The organism is Actinoplanes sp. NPDC020271 (assembly GCF_044388125.1).
GTDB lineage: Bacteria > Actinomycetota > Actinomycetes > Mycobacteriales > Micromonosporaceae > Actinoplanes.
In genome coordinates, this window is sequence record NZ_JBIRWQ010000010.1 from 152,221 (window position 1) to 170,645 (window position 18,425).

The 18,425-nt window shown below is 71.5% G+C and carries 16 protein-coding genes; 9 read left to right on the top strand and 7 right to left on the bottom strand.

Annotated features, from left to right (window positions below):
• Nucleotides 1–191 precede the first annotated feature (191 nt).
• Nucleotides 192–1,034 carry an LLM class flavin-dependent oxidoreductase gene (locus tag ACH442_RS23120; RefSeq protein ID WP_396340159.1) on the top strand — a complete coding sequence of 281 codons (843 nt, stop codon included), beginning with the start codon at nt 192–194 and terminating at the stop codon, nt 1,032–1,034.
• A gap of 188 nt (nt 1,035–1,222) precedes the next feature.
• Here ACH442_RS23120 and ACH442_RS23125 read toward each other — a convergent pair whose 3' ends face one another.
• Nucleotides 1,223–2,722, bottom strand: coding sequence for a glycosyltransferase family 39 protein (locus tag ACH442_RS23125; RefSeq protein ID WP_396340160.1), 1,500 nt, complete (start codon nt 2,720–2,722; stop codon nt 1,223–1,225).
• Nucleotides 2,723–2,875: 153 nt separating this feature from the next.
• Between ACH442_RS23125 and ACH442_RS23130 the strand changes: the two genes are divergently transcribed.
• The 3 genes from ACH442_RS23130 (at nt 2,876) to ACH442_RS23140 (ending at nt 8,724) form a co-directional block, all read left to right on the top strand.
• The gene (locus ACH442_RS23130; RefSeq protein WP_396340161.1) at nt 2,876–7,072 is read left to right on the top strand and encodes an NACHT and WD repeat domain-containing protein; all 4,197 of its coding nucleotides are present in this window, start codon (nt 2,876–2,878) and stop codon (nt 7,070–7,072) included.
• A gap of 75 nt (nt 7,073–7,147) precedes the next feature.
• Nucleotides 7,148–7,918 (top strand): 2,3-dihydro-2,3-dihydroxybenzoate dehydrogenase, encoded by a 771-nt coding sequence (locus ACH442_RS23135; RefSeq protein ID WP_396340162.1) that lies wholly within the window; start codon nt 7,148–7,150, stop codon nt 7,916–7,918.
• 170 nt (nt 7,919–8,088) lie between these two features.
• Complete coding sequence (locus ACH442_RS23140) at nt 8,089–8,724, top strand: isochorismatase family protein (RefSeq protein WP_396340163.1); 636 nt, start codon at nt 8,089–8,091, stop codon at nt 8,722–8,724.
• A 267-nt stretch (nt 8,725–8,991) separates the two neighbouring features.
• On the opposite strand, the gene ACH442_RS23145 is transcribed toward ACH442_RS23140, so the two are convergent.
• Genes ACH442_RS23145 through ACH442_RS23160 form a run of 4 tightly spaced genes read right to left on the bottom strand, consistent with a single transcriptional unit; the run spans nt 8,992 to nt 11,110 of the window.
• Entirely contained in the window at nt 8,992–9,624 is a 633-nt protein-coding gene (locus tag ACH442_RS23145; RefSeq protein WP_396340164.1) for a 4'-phosphopantetheinyl transferase, read from the bottom strand.
• 15 nt (nt 9,625–9,639) lie between these two features.
• Nucleotides 9,640–10,620: a LacI family DNA-binding transcriptional regulator gene (locus tag ACH442_RS23150; protein ID WP_396340165.1), complete on the bottom strand. Its 981-nt coding sequence runs from the start codon at nt 10,618–10,620 to the stop codon at nt 9,640–9,642.
• Nucleotides 10,589–10,840 (bottom strand): MOSC domain-containing protein, encoded by a 252-nt coding sequence (locus tag ACH442_RS23155; RefSeq protein WP_396340278.1) that lies wholly within the window; start codon nt 10,838–10,840, stop codon nt 10,589–10,591. Before ACH442_RS23155 ends, ACH442_RS23150 begins: the two co-directional genes overlap by 32 nt.
• A gap of 36 nt (nt 10,841–10,876) precedes the next feature.
• Complete coding sequence (locus ACH442_RS23160) at nt 10,877–11,110, bottom strand: MOSC N-terminal beta barrel domain-containing protein (RefSeq protein WP_396340166.1); 234 nt, start codon at nt 11,108–11,110, stop codon at nt 10,877–10,879.
• 19 nt (nt 11,111–11,129) lie between these two features.
• Between ACH442_RS23160 and ACH442_RS23165 the strand changes: the two genes are divergently transcribed.
• Nucleotides 11,130–11,783 (top strand): HAD family hydrolase, encoded by a 654-nt coding sequence (locus ACH442_RS23165; RefSeq protein WP_396340167.1) that lies wholly within the window; start codon nt 11,130–11,132, stop codon nt 11,781–11,783.
• Nucleotides 11,784–11,910: 127 nt separating this feature from the next.
• On the opposite strand, the gene ACH442_RS23170 is transcribed toward ACH442_RS23165, so the two are convergent.
• Nucleotides 11,911–12,321 (bottom strand): hypothetical protein, encoded by a 411-nt coding sequence (locus tag ACH442_RS23170; RefSeq protein WP_396340168.1) that lies wholly within the window; start codon nt 12,319–12,321, stop codon nt 11,911–11,913.
• Nucleotides 12,322–12,621: 300 nt separating this feature from the next.
• Between ACH442_RS23170 and ACH442_RS23175 the strand changes: the two genes are divergently transcribed.
• Both ACH442_RS23175 and ACH442_RS23180 read left to right on the top strand, forming a co-directional pair.
• Nucleotides 12,622–13,764 (top strand): acyltransferase family protein, encoded by a 1,143-nt coding sequence (locus tag ACH442_RS23175; protein ID WP_396340169.1) that lies wholly within the window; start codon nt 12,622–12,624, stop codon nt 13,762–13,764.
• A gap of 263 nt (nt 13,765–14,027) precedes the next feature.
• Entirely contained in the window at nt 14,028–15,509 is a 1,482-nt protein-coding gene (locus ACH442_RS23180; protein WP_396340170.1) for a hypothetical protein, read from the top strand.
• Here the strand turns inward: ACH442_RS23180 and ACH442_RS23185 are convergent.
• Nucleotides 15,396–16,625, bottom strand: a complete 1,230-nt coding sequence (locus ACH442_RS23185; protein WP_396340171.1) for a hypothetical protein — start codon at nt 16,623–16,625, stop codon at nt 15,396–15,398. The two genes, ACH442_RS23180 and ACH442_RS23185, sit on opposite strands and share 114 nt — an antisense overlap.
• Nucleotides 16,626–16,871: 246 nt before the next feature.
• On the opposite strand from ACH442_RS23185, the gene ACH442_RS23190 reads away from it, so the two are divergent.
• Both ACH442_RS23190 and ACH442_RS23195 read left to right on the top strand, forming a co-directional pair.
• On the top strand, nt 16,872–17,375 hold the full coding sequence (locus ACH442_RS23190; protein ID WP_396340172.1) for a SigE family RNA polymerase sigma factor: 504 nt from the start codon (nt 16,872–16,874) through the stop codon (nt 17,373–17,375).
• Nucleotides 17,376–17,525: 150 nt separating this feature from the next.
• Nucleotides 17,526–18,380 (top strand): hypothetical protein, encoded by an 855-nt coding sequence (locus ACH442_RS23195; RefSeq protein WP_396340173.1) that lies wholly within the window; start codon nt 17,526–17,528, stop codon nt 18,378–18,380.
• Nucleotides 18,381–18,425 lie beyond the last annotated feature (45 nt).

The window sequence follows — 18,425 nt, forward strand, 5'->3', positions numbered from 1 at the left end:
TCCTTCCCGCGCCTCGCGTCGGTGAGAAAAGCCTCCACCCTGCCCCAGGGGCAGAGTCAAGCTGACCGCTCGCGGCGTATCCGGACGTTCGACCGGGGCGCACGAGATGTCGCCGCGTACCTCCACGGGCGTACGCGGGAAGTCGTCCTGGAGAGGACGCGGCCCGGCAGCGGGTCCGGGACAGTGGGCAGATGACTGAGCATGCGTTTCGATTCGGAGTCGTCGCCGGGCAGGCGCGCAACGGCGCCGAGTGGGCGGCGACCGCACGGCGAGCCGACGAGCTCGGATACGACATCCTGCTCATCCCGGACACGCTGTTCACGCTGTCGCCGTTCGCGGCGCTGGCCGCGGCCGCCGCGGCGACCAGCACTCTGCGGGTCGGCACCTACGTGCTGAACGCGCCCAACCGCACGCCCGCACACGTCGCCTGGGAGACCCGGAGTCTGCAGACGATCAGTGACGGGCGGTTCGAGCTCGGTGTCGGTGGCGGGCGGCCCGACGGACACGCGGACACCGCGGCGCTCGGCGGGACGTGGGGCACGCCGGCCGAGCGCCTGCGCCGGACCGCGGACACCATCGCCGCCGCGCGGGACCTGCCCGTACCGCCGAAAGCGCTGGTCGCGGCTTCGAAGCCGGGCATGATGCGGCTCGCCGCGGAACAGGCGGACGTGGTGACGTTCGGGCTGCCGCCGACGACCGGGCCGCACGAGTTGTTCCGCACCGCGGAGGCCTTCCGGAATCTGTCGAACCGGGCGGATCGGGTGGAGCTGCTGCTGGGGGTGACCGCTTTCGCCCCGAGCATCTTCGCTCTGCCGGACTGGCTGTCCCGGCAGGTCGGCGGCGATCCCCGGGAGATGGCCGCCTCGGGGGCAGCCGCTTTCCTGATCGGCGACGCCGACCACGCCGCTGAGGAGTTGCTGCACCGGCGAGCCGAGGCCGGCTTCTCGTACTACGCGGTGAACGGCCTGTTCATGGAAGCCTTCGCTCCGGTCGTCCAGCGCCTGCGCGAAGCAAGTCCGCTGGCCACGTCCTGATTCGCCGCTCGTGGTCCATCCCACGGGCACAACGGCCACGAGCTGGGAGCCGCGGCGCCGACCCGAACGAGGTGAGCCCGCGGGTCACAGCGGACCTCGCACGCGGCCGTCACGGGCGGCTCACGCCGTACCGGAAAAGGGGTCCGGGGTTGAATGTCGGCCCGGCGCGGCGACCGGGCGCCGCGCGCTCATGAGTAGTGCTGGAGCGCCGGCCAGAGCGCATGCCATGGTGTGGCCGGACGACAGACGTAGATGTGGGCCGCCTCGGACTCCTCGTTCTCGACGCCGGCGGCGTTGTGCAACCGGCCCTGGTCGGTGCAGGAGCCGAACAGCTGGGCGACGCGTTCCGGGCCGCCCTGTAGGACTCCGATCACCACGGTCTTGTCGTCCGGCGGCGGGCCGAAGTCGTAAAGCTCGTTGTGACCGCTGTAGACCTGCGGCAAGCCTCGCGGACGGCCATAACGATCCAGCGCACCGGCCTCCCCGTAATTCGAGGTGAACAGCACCGCACGAGACCTGTCCTCGGCGGGCAGGGCCTGATAGACCGCGGCGACCTGCTCGACATATTCGGGCCAGCCGATCTGGTCGGCGATCGTCTGGTTGACCTCGGCGGCGACCGAACCGGCCAGCCTGCTGTCCGGAATCACCGGCAGGGAGGTGGCGACGCCGATCGCGCCGAAGACCAGCACGCCGGCCACCAGCCAGACCCGCCGGGACGCACGACCGCCGAGCCAATTCACGGTCGGCACGGCGCCGATCGCGAACAGACCGGTGAGCAGGCCCAGCGGATAGTGCGGTTGCCCGGCGATCACGAACACCAGGACCACCATCAACGGGTACGCAACGGCGAGTGCCCGAATCGGCCGCCAGCGCGGAGCGCGCCACAGGGTGACCACGCCGGCTGTCCACACCGGAGGCAGCCCGAGAAGCACCAACTGCATCGGCACCAGCAGCACTCGGGACTCCTCGCCCTTGTCCTCGGCGAGCGCGCGGGCCATCTCGGCCTGCGGAAGTCCGTGGGCCACCTGGTAGATCAGATTCGGCAGGCCGACGACCAGCGCGATCACGACACCGGCCCAGAGCCACGGCGACAGCAGCACCCGCCTCGGCCCGGTGATCAGCAGCGCGCCGGCCAAGCAGAGCAGGAGCAGCACGACCAGGTGCTTGTTGTAGAGGCCGAGACCGGTGATCAGGCCCGCCCACAGCCAGGCGCGTGGCCGGTCGTGCAGCAGCGCGCGGATCACGAAGAGGAGGACGCCGAGCCAGACCAACAGATCGGTCGCGGCCGTGGATCCGACGTGGAAGGCGGTGAGCGGGAAAGTGCCGAAAACCACCGAGGCGGCGAGGGACTGCGCGCCCGCGCCGCCGCCGACCTCGCGGGCGATCGCGGCGGCCAGTAGCGCGGCCAGTGCGAACAGCAGGGCATAGGGAATCCGGATGGCCTGGACCGAGTCGCCGAGGACCTCGATCGCCAGGCGGTCGAGGAGCGGGGTGAACGGGGGCTGGTCGACATAACCCCATGCGGGGTGGTTGCCGAGCATCCGGAAGTAGAGCTCGTCGCGGTGGTAGTCGTAGCGGGCGGCGGCAACCAGCAAGGACAGGCTCGCCACGAGGGCGATCAGGGAGACCGGCAGCCAGGCCATCGGCTGGCGGCCGACTCTCCCGCTGTGCGTCAGCGATTCGGTCACGCCGCCAAAGTACGCAGCGTGGGCCAGCCGCCGCACCGGTCCAAAGGACGGTTTCCGCGACGGGAATCAGTACTTTCGGTCTGGTGTGGCGAGTCGCCTCGCGGTGCCATCATGGGGCCTCCGCGACGTCGATGTCCACGAAGGACGGCAGCCGTGCACGACCCTGATCTCCCTGACACTTCCGAGCCCGCCGACCGTGCTCGGGCCGGTGTGCGGGCGTGGGTCCGGGAGACCGGACGGCGCGCCCGGGCACGGGCCCGCGGTGCCAGTCCGTATGCGATTCTCGCCTTTCTGACCGCTTCGGCGGTGGCGCCGGTGGCCGGTGCCGGGCTCGGCGTCTCGGCCGAGTTCGCGGTGGCCTTGGCTCAGCTCGGCGGCCTGGGGAGCAACTTCCTGGCCGATTCCCTGGCCGGCACCGCCCAGCGGCTGCGCGGGACAGCCCCGGTCACCGAGCAGCAGTGGCGCGACGCCGTCGCCGCCGACCTGCTGCCCCTGCTCGACGCGGGTGACGAGCGGAGCCGCCAGTTGCAGGCCGAGGTCTCCGCGGTCCTGCACGAGGTGGACGCGGTCGCCACCGCCCTGACCGAGGCGGCCGAGGCCGACGAGGACCTGCGCCGCCAGCTGGAGCAGGTCTTCGAGGAGTTGGGCAGCGACGTCGGGGAGTTGCGGTGGATGGTCGGCGACGTGCACCGGGCCGTCGACGGCCTGCGGCAGCAGTTCGCCGGGCAGACCTTCCTGCTGCATCAGCAGCTCGAGCAGGTCCGGCGGCAGCTTGTCGCGGTGACCCGAGAGCCGCTGCCGCCCTCACCCGGGCCTCGTTCCACGGTGTCGCCCTATCCAGGGCTGGCCGCCTTCGAGCCGGCCGACGCGCCGCTGTTCCGGGGCCGCGAGGCGCAGGTCGCCGAGCTCCTGGGCCGGCTGAGCGAGCAGGTCGTGGGCGGGCCGGCCCTGGTCGTCACCGGGGTCTCCGGTGTCGGGAAGTCCTCGCTGCTGCGCGCCGGCCTGCTTCCCGCGATCGGTGCCGGCCGGTCCGGGCCGGAGGCGGCGACCTGGCCGTGGGTGTTGCTCACACCCGGCCCGACTCCCCTGCGTGACCTGGTTCAGGAGGTCGCCGCCCTGGTCCCGGACGGTTCCGCGGCGATGCCTGAGCTGGTCGACGACGTGCGGCGGCAGCCGGAGCGGCTGGGGACGCTGACCGGGCAAGCCGAGGCCGCCGGCCGCCGGCCGATCATCGTGGTGGACCAGTTCGAGGAGCTTTTCACCCAGTGTGCGGATCCGGCCGAGCGGCTGGCGTTCGCCTCGGCCCTGACCGCGGCCTCGCCGGCGCTGGTCGTGATCGCCGTGCGGTCGGATTTCTATCCCGCCTGCATCGAGCTGCCGCCGCTGGCCGGGCTCCTCGCCGCTGGGCACGTGGTGCTCGGTCCGCTGGACGCCGAGGCGCTGCGCCGGGTCGTGATCGAGCCCGCCGAGCAGGCCGGGCTCAAGGTCGACCCGGGCCTGCCCGAGCTGCTGCTCCGGGATCTCGGCCAGGATCCGCTCGACGACGCGGCGGCCACCGGTGGTGGCTACCAGCCAGGCGCGTTGCCCCTGCTGGCACACGCGTTGCGGGCGACCTGGGAGCGGCGTGACGACGACCGGCTCACGGTCGAGGCCTATCGGAAGACCGGCGGGATCCGGTACGCGGTGGCCGAGACCGCCGAGCGCATCTACCTCGGTCTGACCCCGGAGGACCGCGAGGCCCTGCGTGCCGCCCTGCTCTCGCTGGTGACGGTGACCAGCACCGGCACGGTCGTCCGCCGCCGCGGGGAACGCAGCGCCGGGAACACCGCGGTGCTGGACCGGCTCGTCGCCGAGCGGCTGGTGACCGCCGGGGCGGAAACCGTCGAGATCAGCCACGAGGCGCTGCTCACCGGGTGGCCGCGGCTGGCCGGCTGGGTGGAGGAGGCCCGCGCCGACCTGGACCTGCGGCAGCGGGTCGTCGAGGCCGCGGAGGACTGGGACCGTTCCGGTCACGACCCGGATCTGCTGCTGCGGGGTTCGCGGCTGCTGGCGGCGCGGGAACGGCTCACCGACGCGAGCGCCCTTCCCGCACCGGCACCGGATTTCCTGGCCGCCGGCACCGAGGCAGCCGAGCGCGACGAGCTGGCCCGGCGCCGGACGACCGGGCGATTGCGCCGACTGGCTGCCGGATTGGGTGTCGCCCTGCTGCTGGCCGTGGCGGGTGGTCTGGTCGCTGTCGACAAGCAGCGGGTCGCCGCGGAGAAGGAGCAGGAGGCGCAGGAGAGCCGACGTGACGCGGCCTCCCGGCAGCATGCCGCCGAGGCGATCAACGCGCTGGACCGGGACGAGATCACGGCGGTCCGGCAGGCGCTGGCCGGCTGGCAGGAGAAGCCGACGGTGGAGGCGCGCGGCGCGCTGCTCTCCGCGCAGATGGTCAATGCGCTGGGCACGCTCGGCACCGAGCCGGGCGGCACGAGTGTGGGGATCAGTCCGGATGCCACCCGGATCGCGGTCGCCCACGAGGACGGAACGGTCCGGCTGTGGGACGCGGCCACCTACCAACCGGTCGGCAAGCCGTTGGTCCCGCCCGACGAGAAGGCCCGGGAGAACACCGCCGCCGTCGCCTTCTCCCCGGACGGCCGGTTCCTTCTCTCCAGCACCGTCGCGTACAACGGCGTGCACATCTGGGACGCCGCGACCGGTCAGCTCGTCCGGGTGCTGCCCGGTGGGGCGGCGGCGGCCTGGCTGCCCGGCACCTCCACGGTGATCGCCACGCGCACCGACACCACCGGGAACGAGTTCCAGCTGGGCTTCTGGGACGCGACGACCGGCCGGCTGGCCCGCTCCGTTCCGATCGGCGACTATTTCGCGCTCGATCTCTCGGTCAGCCGCGACGGCAGGTTCGTGGCGGCCACCAAGGATCGGAAGTCGCCCGGCCGGGTCTGGCAGGTGGACGGCTGGCGGCTGGTGACGACCGTTGCGGACACCGCGTTCGTCGCCTTCGCGCCGGACGGCAGCCTGGTCGGTTCGAACGCGCTCGGCCAGCTCACCCAATGGGCGATCCCGTCCGGCAAGAAGGTGCGCACGATGGTCCCGGACGTGGTCCCGGCCGGCGCCGGCCGGATCGCGATCACCTCCGACGGCGTGGTGGTCGCCAACAACGGCAACCGCACCGTCGGACTGTTCTCGCTGGCCGACGGCTCGAAGACGATCCATGACACCGGGGTGGGGACGGCCCCCGCCGTGGCGGTCTCGCCGGACGGTCGCCTCGTCGCGGTGACCGGCGCGGACGCGCCGACCGCGATGCTGCGGCGGGCGACCACCTGGTTGCCGCACGTCGGACGGGTGACCGCAAGCGCGTTCTCCCCGGACGGCCGGCAGTTGGCCACCGCTGCCGACGACGGCCTGGTCCGGGTCTGGGACACCGCCACCCGCAACCTGGTCACGTCGATCCGGACGAGCGGGGCACCGGCCGTGGTGGCCTACGCCGCGGGTGGCACGCTGGTCGACGTCACCGCGGATCGCCAACTCGAGGTGCGCGACGCGGCGACCGGGAACCTTCGGGAGACGGTGCCGCTCGCCGGGATCGAGACGGACCTCGCCGTCTCACCGGACGGTTCCCTGCTCGCGGTCTCGACCGGCCTCACGGCGGACGAGATCTTCGCCGCCGGGTCGCACCTCGCCGAGGCCGAGCAAAAGGCCTCGAAGATCTTGGTGTACGACGTCGTCCAGCGCGAGGCGCGTGCCTCGTTCTGGCCGGGGAGAAACCCCTACACGGTCGCGTTCAGTGCCGACGGGGCGACATTGCTCGCCACCGTGACGGCCAATGGCAGCGGCACCGGCAGCTACGCGTGGGCGTCGGACCTGCGGCGCTGGCGGGTCAGCGATTTCAGTGAGCAGCCCGGCGCCGCGCTCGGCAACACCATGCCGCTCGACCTCGCGGTGTCGCCGGCTGACGGTTCGATCGCCGTCGCCGGGACCAGCGGATTCGTGGAGATCCGGAGCCCCGACGGCGCGAACGTGCGCTGGCGCACCGATCCGCAGATCCAGCAGATCGACGGGATCGCGTTCGCGCCGGACGGGCGGACGCTCGCCACGACCGAGTTCAACGGGCGCGTCCACCTGTGGGATGCCGGAGCGCGCCGTCCGGACGCCGTCCTGACCGGGCACCGGGATCGGTCGGGCTCGCTCTCCTTCTCGCCGGACGGCAAGCTGCTGGCGAGTTCCGGGTCCGACTGGACGTTCGGTTTGTGGCGGCTGGACGAAGCGGACGTCATCACCGACCTGTGCTGGATCGCTGCGACCGCGAGCCGGACCGACGGCCGGCCACTTTCCACATTGTGCCGATGAGTGAGGTGATCCACGCTTCTGCACCGCCGGGCCAAGATGCTAGGTTAGGCTAACCTAACGAGCGGAGCCGATGGCATGACCACGCCCCTGGACAGGGACCGGCCGGGTTACGGCCTGGCCGGCCGGACAGCGATTGTGACCGGTGCGGCCCGCGGCATCGGTCGCGCGGTCGCCGTCGCGCTGGCCGCCGAGGGCACCCGCGTTCACGCCGTCGACGTCAGGCAACCCGAATCGGCGGGCGACCTGATCGAGAGCCACGCCGCGGACGTGACCGACGCGGATCAGGTCCAGGCCGTCATCGACAGCATCGACGGGCCGATCGACCTGCTGGTCAATGTCGCCGGAGTTCTGCACCTCGGTGACGTCGTGGACCTGACCGACGCGGACTGGGCACACACGTTCGCGGTCAACACGACCGGCGTCTTCCACGTCAGCCGCGCGGTCGCCCGCCGGATGAAACCACGTAACGCCGGCGCCATCGTCACCGTCTCGTCGAACGCTGCCGGGGTGCCCCGGGCCGGCATGGCCGCCTACGCCGCGTCGAAAGCCGCGAGCACCATGTTCACCAAGTGCCTCGGCCTGGAACTGGCCCCGCACGGCATCCGCTGCAACGTGGTCGCCCCCGGCTCGACCGACACCCCGATGCAGCGCGAGCTGTGGACCGGCGACGACGCGTCCGCGGTGCTGGCCGGCAACCCGGCCGCCTTCCGGGTCGGCATCCCGCTGGGCCGGATCGCCAGGCCGGAGGACATCGCCGACGCGGTCCTGTTCCTCGCCTCCGATCGCGCCCGGCACATCACCATGCACGACCTGTACGTCGACGGTGGCGCCACCTTGCGCGCCTGAGGCCCCCGAGACCATGCACCACCTGTACGTCGACGGCGACGCGACCTGCGCGCCTGAGGGCCCCGCGACCACGCACCACCTGTACGTCGACGGCGACGCTACCTGCGCGCCCGAGGTCCCCCGCGACCACGCACCCGTCTTGCCAGAACTGGCCGATCCGAGAGGCTGACATGCTCCCCCGCATCAATCCGTACCTGGTGCCGTCCGGGTTCACCCGTGCGAGCGGCAAGGTCCAGTGGCGCGTCGAGCCGACCCGGGCCACGCTGCTCGTGCACGACATGCAGAACTACTTCCTGGCACCGTTCGGGACGGACAATGCGCTGCTCCGCAAGGTGATCGCCAACATCGCCGAGTTGCGCCGGCACGCCGCCCGCGCCGGGATCCCGGTGTTCTTCTCCGCCCAGCCGGGTGGGCAGAGCTCGGAGGAGCGTGGGCTGCTGCAGGACTTCTGGGGTGACGGGCCGCCGGCGGATCCGCGGGCGCTGGCGATCACCGACGAGCTCGCTCCGGGCGCCGATGACGTGGTGCTGACGAAGCGGCGGTACAGCGCTTTCGTCGGCACCGATCTCGCCGACCGGCTCGGCCACCGGGATCAGTTGATCGTCACCGGGGTCTACGGGCACATCGGGGTGATGGCGACGGCGCTGGACGCGTTCATGCGCGGGGTCCAGCCGTTCGTCGTCAGTGACGCCGTGGCCGATTTCAGCCCGGCACATCATGCGGAGGCGCTGCGTCATGTGCAGACCCGGTGCGGGGTGGTCGCGCCGACCGGCGAACTCACGGCCGACCTGCTCACCCCCGCCTGAGCAGCCCGGTCCAGGGGTGGTCACGCCGACCGGCGAACTCACGGCCGACTTGCCCGCTCCCGCCTGAGCAGCCCGGTCCGGCACCCGGCCCTGGAACGGTGCGGGGTTGGGGGCTGACCGTGACCACCCACGGAGGCCGCCCTGGAGGGCTGAGCGTTCTGGGCGCCCCGCGCCCTGCTCGGCCCGGAAGGGTCCCCGCGGGAGCGGTGGAGAAGGACCACAGCGGACCCAGGACATGAAGATCTTGAAGTTGATCCTTTGAAGTTCTCAGAGACAGACAGCGGTGACGATCAGGCCGCGGTCGACGAGGAAGCGGCCGTGCATCTCGGCCAGCGGCCCGTCGATCAGGATGTGGCCGGTGAACGTGCCCGCGTCCGGATCGACGGAGAGTGACGCGTCCTCGAAGCCGAGCCAGCGGCCCGTCACCGGGAACCACGCCTTGTAGATCGACTCCTTGGCGCTGAACAGCAGCCGATCCCAGCAGACGTCCGGGTGGGAGACCGCCAGTCGGTCGAGAAGGGCCAGGTCAGCCGGGGTGGTGATGGTTGCCAGAACGCGGGGCGGGAGCGGCGCGTGCGGTTCGGCGTCGATGCCGAGGCTGGCGATCTCGCTGGTGTGGGCGACGGCGGCGGCGCGGAAGCCGGCACAGTGGGTGATGCTCCCGGACACCCCGGCCGGCCAGAGGGGTTCGCGGGTGGCGCCGCGGAGGATGGCGGTCGGGGCGTGGCCGAGGGCGAGCAGGGCTTCGCGGGCGCAGCGGCGCGCGGTGAGGATCTCGCGGCGACGGTTCGGGGCGGCGGTCGCGATCAGCGATTCCTCACCGGGGTAGCCGGCCTCGTCCGGGTCGTCGGTGAACGCGACGGCCGAACGCACCGGGGGCGGCAGCAACTGATCAAGCACGTCCGGAGTCTCCCATCAGAGCGTGGAGTCCCGGATGACCAGGCGGGCCGGATGCCGGTGCTGCCCCGGTCGCGGATCACCGTCGATCGCCGCCAGCAACAGCCCCGCGGCCGCCCGGCCCAGCCCGTCCAGATCCATGTCGATGCTGGTCAACGACGGACGGCTGGCCTCGGCGATCACGTCCCAGTTGTCGAAGCCGGTGACCGCGACGTCGCCCGGCACGTCCCGGCCGGCCTCCCGCAGCGTCTCCGCCACGCCCCGCGCGATCTGGTCGTTGCCGCCGATGACGCCGTCGAAGTCCACGCCCCGGGCCAGCAGGAGACCGGCCGCGCGCCGGCCCCACGCCTCGCTCCACTCGCCGAAGAGCGGCTCGGCGACCAGGTCACCGGCGAGCGCGGACGCCCGGACCCGCGCGGAATGATGATGCTCCGGGCCGGTGACGTGGACCAGCCGGCTCCGGCCGGCGTGACGCAGATGGTCGGCCGCGAGCCGGATGCCGCCGGTCTCGTCGGGCACGACCGAGCAGTCGGCAGAATCGGTCGAGCTGATGAACGCGTAGACGACCGGCACCGGCAGATTCGTGCCGATCGGCGCGCGCGTCCCGGCCCGGCGACCGGTCACGATGATCCCGTCGACCCGGCGCCCGAGCAGCACCCGCAGGTGGTGCCGCTCCCGGATCGGATCGTCGCGCGCATCGCAGAGCAGCACCGACACCTGGCCCGCGCCGAGAATGTCCTCGGCGCCGATGAGCAGCGGGATGCTGAACCGGCCGATGGTGTCCGTGGTGATCATGCCGACCGTGTACGTCCGATCGCCGTGCAGGTCACGGGCCGCCTGATTCGGCCGGAAGTCGAGCTGCTCGGCGGCCTGCCGCACCCGCGCCACGGTCTGGGCGCGCAGCGAGCCCCGCCCGTTCAGCGCCTTGGAGGCGGTCCCGACCGACACCCCGGCCAGCGCCGCGACGTCACGGATGGTGGCGGGCCTCGGGCGGGACATCAGAGGAACGTACTACGCCGCCCGCCCGCAGGGTGCCCGGCCGCACGACATCCGCGTAGACCCCGAAGCAGGCCGCCTTCCCCTCCCCGGACACCGGCCGGCGATGGTGCCCGGCCCGCAGCAGCCCCGGATCGGCCGGCAGGTCACCCTGTGCGAGGCTCGGCACGATGCACCGCGGCGCCGGGAACTGGACGCGCAGCACCACGTCGCCGATCGTCAGCTCGGTCCCCGGGCTCCGGGTCGGCGTCCGCCTCGATCAGCAGATTCGGCCGCAACCGGGCCCGGTGCCGCCGCGCGCACCGGACGCGCTGACTCCCAGCAGCCCACCCCATCGACGCGGATGCCTGGCACTGCCGATCATGCCGTCGTCGTCGACGCAGGCCCACGCCCGATCACCGGCCAGGCCACCGGGCTCGGCGACAGCCTGGTCGAGGCGCTCGCCGCACACGCTCTTCACCGGATAGCGCCGGATGCCCGCGACACTGTCCACGGTCTCTATTTTGGTATCCGTGATCCGTGCCGTGGTCGTCGACGTCGACGACACCCTCTGCCTGACCGAGGCCGCCTCGTTCGACCTGGAGAACGACGTGCTCGCCGCGATGGGCCGCCCGCCCATGCCCCGCGACGTGCACCTGGCCACCTGGGGCGAGACCCTGCTGGAGGCGATGCCGCACCGCTCCCCCGGCGTCGACCTGGACCGCTTCGCCGCCCTGTTCCCGGAGTGGCACGACCGCTACCTCGAGGAAGGCCGCCTCGACGTCATCCCGCCGGAGAACCTGACCGCTCTTGATCAGGTCGTCCGCGACGGCCGCACGGTCATGCTGCTGACCTCCCGCGCCGAACGCGAGGTCAGCCACCTGCTGCAACCCGGCCACGTGCTGGCCGGCCGCGTCACCGGCGCCTACCACCAGGGCAACACCCGCTTCCGCAAACCGGATCCGCGCGCCTTCGACGAACTCCTCGCCGAAACCGGGCTCCACCCCCGCGACTGCGTCTACGTCGGCGACTCCCCTGGCGACGCCCTCGCCGCCGGCGGCGCCGGACTCCACTTCATCGCCTGCCTGCAGAGCGGCGTCCGGCGCCTCACCGACTTCGACCCGCGCTACGTCACGGCGGCGGTCGACACGTTCCCGGAGATCATCCCGAAGATCGAAAACCTTTAGAGCTTCATGTCCCCTCTCCGCTGTGGTCCTTCTCCGCCGCTCCCGCGGGGACCCTTCCGGGCCTCGCAGGGCCGTGGCCGGCCCAGAACGCGAGACCCGGAAGGGCGGCCTCCGTGGGTGGTCCCGGTCAGAGCAGCCGGCGCAGGGCGGCGAGCGCCGGCGGACCCCACGACGGTTTGCCGCCCGGCCCGTCGCCGGCCGCGACGAGCAGGCCGCTGAGCACGCGCCATCGCCCAGCCGCGGGCGCGGCGCAGCGTGGCGTCGTCGGCCGACGGCCGGTACGCCGCCCAGAACGGCCCGGCGTCCGGCAGCAGCCAGGCGGCGGACAGGTCGTACGCGAGATCCCGGCGCAGAGGTCACCGAGGTCGGCCACCCCGCAGAGCGTGCCGTCGCGGGTGAGGACGCCGGCCGGGTGCAGGTCGCCGTGCAGCCACAGCGCCGGGCCGGCCCACGGCCGGGCGTCGAGCGCGTCGTGCCAGACGGCCAGCACCGCGCCGGGGTCGTCGATCAGGCCGCGCCCGGCAAAGCCCGACGCCACGAATATGTACACCGAGCTATAGACAGACGTCACACGGTGACGGGGCCGGTCGGCGGCACGGCCGCCCCGTCACGGCCCTCGTTAATTGCGTCAGCAGTCGTAATAAACGTGTCGAGTTCGGCCTCAAGGCGATTTTGACGCCGCAAAAGTGGCCAGCTAGCATGGCCGCCGATGAACACCGAGCGGACGATTCAGACGGGACAATCGGGACAGGTGGGGAGCACTCATCTCTATCCGGCGGTCCCGGGCGCTGCTGGCGTAGGCAGCCTTCCCGAGCCCGGCGAAAAGCCCTCGCCCCCGGTGGCGCGACGCGCCCCCCGGCTGGCCGTGCTCGATGGGCTCCGACTGGTCGCCGCACTGGCCGTCGCGTCGTATCACCTCACGGTTTCCTGGCGGATCGACGGCTACAGCCCCCCGCAGCACTTCCTGCCGACGGTGTCCCACTTCACCATCTACGGCTTCCTCGGCGTCGAGCTGTTCTTCCTGATCAGCGGATTCGTCATCGGAATGAGCAGCTGGAACCGGAGCCTGGGCGATTTCTTCACCTCCCGGGTGAGCCGGCTCTACCCGGCCTACTGGGCGTGCGTTCTGATCACCGCGGCGGTGGTCACCTATTTCCCGATCTCCGGAGGAATTCCCGTCAAGGGAATTCCGGAATTGAGGGAGATCGCGGTCAATCTGACCATGTTGCAGGAACCGCTCGGCGTCAACTCTGTGGACAGTGTTTACTGGACGCTCTTCATCGAGCTGCGGTTCTACATTCTTTTCGCCGCGCTCGCCGCATTCGGATTGACGTACACCCGCGTGGTGGCGTTCTGCATGGTGTGGATGACCGCGGCGGTGTTCGCACCCGCGCTCGGCAACCAGACGTTGTCGGTGATCATCGTTCCCGACTACGCGCCGTACTTCATCGCCGGCATCGCGGCGTTCCTGATCCACCGGTTCGGCCGGTCACCGTTGCTGTTCGCGATCATCGGCTTCGCCTGGCTGCTCAGCGTGAAACGCTCGTTCGACCGGGTGGCCGACCTCAACCCCGGCTTCGACGTCGCCGTCCGGCCGGGAGTCGCGGTGGTGACCGCCATGTTCGCCGCGATCCTGGTGGTCGCGCTGGGCTGGACCGACCGGATCCGCTGGCGCTGGCTCACCACGGCCGGTGCTCTCACCTACCCGTTCTACCTGCTGCACCAGCGCATCGGGTACACCGTCATCCGCCGGGCCTACGACGGAACCGCGCTGCCCGTGTGGTTCCTGGAGATCGGCACCATCGTGCTGCTCCTCGGGCTCGCCTGGCTGGTCTACCGGCTGGTGGAAAAGCCGATGGCCCGCTGGATCCGGACGACGCTGCGCACCGCATTCTCCGATATGCGGGCGAAGTCCGCTGCCGACGCGGCCGCGGCCGCGGGGACTCGGCTTTCGCACGTCGTTCCCCGGCAGCGGGGATAACGGCGGCACCGACCCACCACCGGCGCGGCCGGTACCAGCATTTCTCGTGAGCGTGGAGCCGGACGTAAACCGTCCGGCTCCACGCTCACGCGCTTTCCCCCGATGCCGGCCGGCGGATTTCCCGTCCGGCTGAACCTGACCGCGCCCCCACCCTCTTGATCATCCGAAGTAGATTGTCGGCGCCGGACCGGACATCGACGAAAGGAGCCCCGGAACGCCCGGGCGGCGTTCTCACACGGCGTGATACTTACGGGGGCGCAGAAATGCGTGATGTCAGGTGGTCCTTTGCGCGGTCGTCCGGTGGGCCGGCCCGGCGACGGCTGGTCGAGGGCGCGAGCATCCTGCTGGTCGTGGCGATGGCGGCGTTGCTTTTCACGGTCCGCTACTACGGGCCGGAGAAGCGGACCAGCGGCGACAGCTTCTGGTACATGCGCCAGGCGCTGATCTTCACCGGTGTCGACGCCGAGACGGCCCGGAAGCGGGCGGAAGCCCTGATCCTCGAGGACTACAACCGGGCCGGTGGCGACCGTACGACCTATGACACGTCCACGGCCAAGCCGCGGTACCGGGCGATCTTCGACAGCCGCCCCGGCTACCCGCTGTTCGCCGCGCCGTTCGTGGCGGTGCTCGGCCCGTGGACCGGCATGATCGCCGCCACCCTGGTGCTGGCGCTGGTCGCGGCGGTGCTGGCCTACCTCGCGGTGTGGCTGGCCAGCGGCCTGCGCCTGGCCGGGATACTGGCATCGGTCCTGCTGTTCGTGCTGCCCACCGGCTTCTGGATGAGCCGGATGCTGGCCGAGGCCGGGGTCGTCGCCGGCATGCTGGCCGTGCTGCTCGGCGCCATGCTGGTCCGACGCGGACGGTTGGCCGGCGGCATCCCGTTGATCGTCGCCGCGCTGACCTGGCTGTTCGCCGTCCGATCGGCCAGCGGGATGGCGATGAGCCTGGTCCTGCTCGCCACCGGCGCGCTGACCCTGGCCCACCGCGCGAGCAGGCGGCGAGCAAAGCCGCTGGTGGACCCCGCGAGCCCACGGCAAGCGAAGCCGCTGGTGGACCCCGCGAGCCCACGGCAAGCGAAGCCGCTGGTGGACCCCGCGAGCCCACGGCAAGCGAAGCCGCTGGTGGGCCCCGCGAGCAGGCGGGCCGAGCCGCTGGTGGACCACGTGAGCAGGCCCGGCGCGGGTCTGGTGCACGGCGGGAGTCGGCGTGGCCCAGCGCTGATCATGGGGCTCGGCGGGCTCGGGGTGGCCGGGTGGGCGCTGGTCAGCCAGGTGCTCGGCCTGCCCGGCTTCGACGAGACCGTGCAGGACTACGCCACCGTCCACTTCCGGGCCCCGGACGTGGCCGATCCGATCCACTGGCTGATCGGCAAGAACCTCGCGTTCTGGCCGTCCCGGCTGTCAGCCGACCTGACCGCCTTGGTCAAGCCCGTCGTCCTGCTCGCCGTGCTGAGCGTCTTCGTGCTGCGGATGCGACCGGTGGCGGCGCTGTGGATCCTCACCGGGCTGACCGGGGTGGCGATGGTCGTCGCCCACCCGGTGCCCTCGCAGTACGAGCGGCTGATGATGCCGCTCTGGATCCCGCTCGCCGCGGTGCTGGGTTACGCGGGCGCGCTGGCACTGCGCCGCCCCTTACGGCGAGGCGGTCCAGACCATGCTGAGGTAGACGCCGTAGAGGGCGGAGATCACCGTCAACAGCCCGAGGACCACCACGGCGATCGGGCGGCGGGCCCGGGCCAGGCCTGATGCGACCGGCAGCAGCAGCGGGAACGCCGGGATCAGCAGACGCGCCTTCGAGTTGTAGTAGCTGTCCCCGAAAAACGACAGCGCCAGGATGATCGCCGAGTACGCCGTCAGCTGCCACGGCACCCGATCGGTGGCCAGGATGATCAGCAGCGCGGCGGCGATCAGGACGACCAGCGCCACCACGTACAACGCGAGGGCCGACGGCTTGGTCAGCAGCGTGTGCGTGGTCTTGATGGTGTTCTGCCCGAAGTCGTACGACATCTTCCACGCGTCGTTCTGCACGTGGAAGTACCCGTCGGCGCGACCCAGCCGGTGCCCGACGAAAGCGAAGAAGCCCACGAAGCCGAGCGGGGAAAGGACACCGGCCACCCACGGCCGCCATCCGTCGCGACGCTGCACGACGGCGATCAGCGCGGTCAGCCCGACCACTGCGATCAACGCCGACCCGGTCGGCCGGGTCAGCCCGGCGAGCATGCAGAGCAGCCCGGCGGTGAGCCAGTTCCGCCGCAGCAGCGCGTACAGCGTCCAGGCGGCGAGCGCCGTGAACAGCGTCTCGGTGTAGCCCATCGACTCGACGAAGCCGTGCGGCAGGACCGCCCAGACCCCGGCAAGAATTATTCCGGTACGGCGATCGCGCAGGAACGCGCCGACGGCGAAGAGCCCCCACGCCGCGGCCAGCCCGGCCAGCCACGAAACCACGATGCCGGCCACGTCGGCGCCGCCCGGCAGCACCGGGTCGACGATCGCGACCAGCCCCGGGAAGAACGGGAAGAACGCGAGGTTCGTCGTCGCCGGCGAACCGTTCGCCTTCAACGGGATGGCGGTGTCGTAGCCGTGTTGCACGATGCCCGCGTACCAGATCGCGTCGTAGGCGCCGAGCAGTTTCAGCAGGCTACGGTGCTGGTCGGCGGCGAAGGCCCAGGCCACGGCGATGCCGACGAACCGCAGCGCGGCGTAGAGAGCGACGGCCGGCCAGGCCGCCCGCAGACCCGGCCGCACCGGGGCGTCCTCCGGGGCGGGCGCCACCGGTGCGGGCTCCTGCGGTGCGGGCTCCTGCGGTGCGTCGGAGAGCCGGACGGTCTCCGCGGGGTTCGAGCCCGTTTGCGATGGCGGCACTGTCCTGGCTCCCCGTGATTGTTGCGGCGGCGCCGAAGTTTACTGACCCCCGCCACCCCGCGCGAGCACGGACTCGTCTCAGTTGAGGGACAGGATTCTGTCGATCAGGGCGCCGCCGGCAAAGACGTTGCGGCTGATCTCATCGACCGGACGGACCTTGCCAACACAACTTCTTGATCTCTAACGTCGTCCGGTCCAGGAAAAGTTCGGGAAACAAACCGGCCGGTAGATGCGGGGAGAATGCTGATGCGCGACGACGCGTTCCGCGCGTACTTCGAGCGTCATCATGCGTCGCTGTCGCGGCTGGCCTACCTGATGACCGGGGAGTCCGCGGCCGCCGACGACCTCGCCGCCGACGCGTTGACCGAGGTCTGGCGGCACTGGGAACGTGTACAGGCGGCCGACGATCCGATCGCTTACGGACACGGCATCCTGATGAACCTGGCCCGGCAGTGGGTGCGGCGCCGGGCCCGGGACCGGCTCTTCTCGTTCGGGTCGGCGGACCGCACCGAGGCCCGGGACGTTCCGGCGATCGTCGACGTCCGGGGCGCGCTGCGCAAATTACCGCATAGAAGACGGGCCTGCGTAGTCTTGCGATACGCGTTCGACCTGTCCGAGCGCGAGGTCGCCGCGACCCTGGGCATCTCGGTCGGGGCGGTGAAGAGCGCCACCTCGCGCGGCGCGAAGCAGCTGGCCGACCTGCTGGGCGGGTCGGCCGACCGGATCGACGGCTGGGAGGTGACGCGATGAGCGAGCTTGCGAGCGAATCCATGAGCACAGTCGTCAGCTCGTCGCGGCACCGGAGCGCAGCGCAGGTGACGCGATGAGCGAGCTCGCGAGCGAATCCATGAGCACAGTCGTCAGCTCGTCGCGGCACCGGAGCGCAGCGCAGGTGACGCGATGAGCAGCAACGGCGGCGGGTTGTCGGACGATCAGTTGCGGTCGGCGCTGCGCGCCGAGGCGTCGCTGCACCAGCCGGACCGTGAGGCGATGCTGGCCCGGATCACGTCGTCGGCGATGACAGCTCCGGCCCCGGCCCGGCGGCGCTCCGCCAAGTTGCGGCTCGCGCTCGTGGCCGGGCTGGTCGCGCTCTTCGGCGGTGGCGGGTTCGCCGCGCAGTGGGCGCTGGCCGGCGACTCCGGTAAGCAGGATGCGATTCCGCCGGTGGTGACGACCACGCCCGCGACGACCGAGCCCACGGCAACCGCAACACCGACACATCCCACAAGTCCCGCCGTATCCGCCAAGCCCTCAACGGTCAAGCCGTCCAGAACGGGCGAGGCAACGGCGCCGACCACCGCCCCGGCCACGAGCACGCCGCCGGCCCCGGTCCAGGGCGCCCCCGGCAACACCCGCGTCCAGCAGGGCCCGCTCTGGTCGGACGGCTCGATCGATCCCGGCAGCGGCGACACCCAGGGCGCGAGCGTGATCACCCTGAAGACGACCGAGAAGCTGACCGAGCTGAAGGTCACCGTGCGGGTGGCGAAGACGCCGGGGCTGACCTCGCGGGGCGCGACGAAATCGGTCCCGGGGGCGAGCGTGACGACCGGGGTGACCGAGCCGGCCGGCGCGCTGCTCTACACGTTCACGCTGGCGCCGGCGGACGAGGTGGCGCCGGGGACGTACACGTTCACGGCGAAGTACTCGCACGAGGCGGGTGGCCGCGACGCCGGCGGCGACACCTACGAGGCGGTCGCGACGACGGCTGCGGGGCAGTCGCTCGACGTCTACGGCAACTTCTTCCCGGCGAACTGACGGTGCTGCGGCCGTACGGCGAAATCGGTCTTCGATCTTGATTGA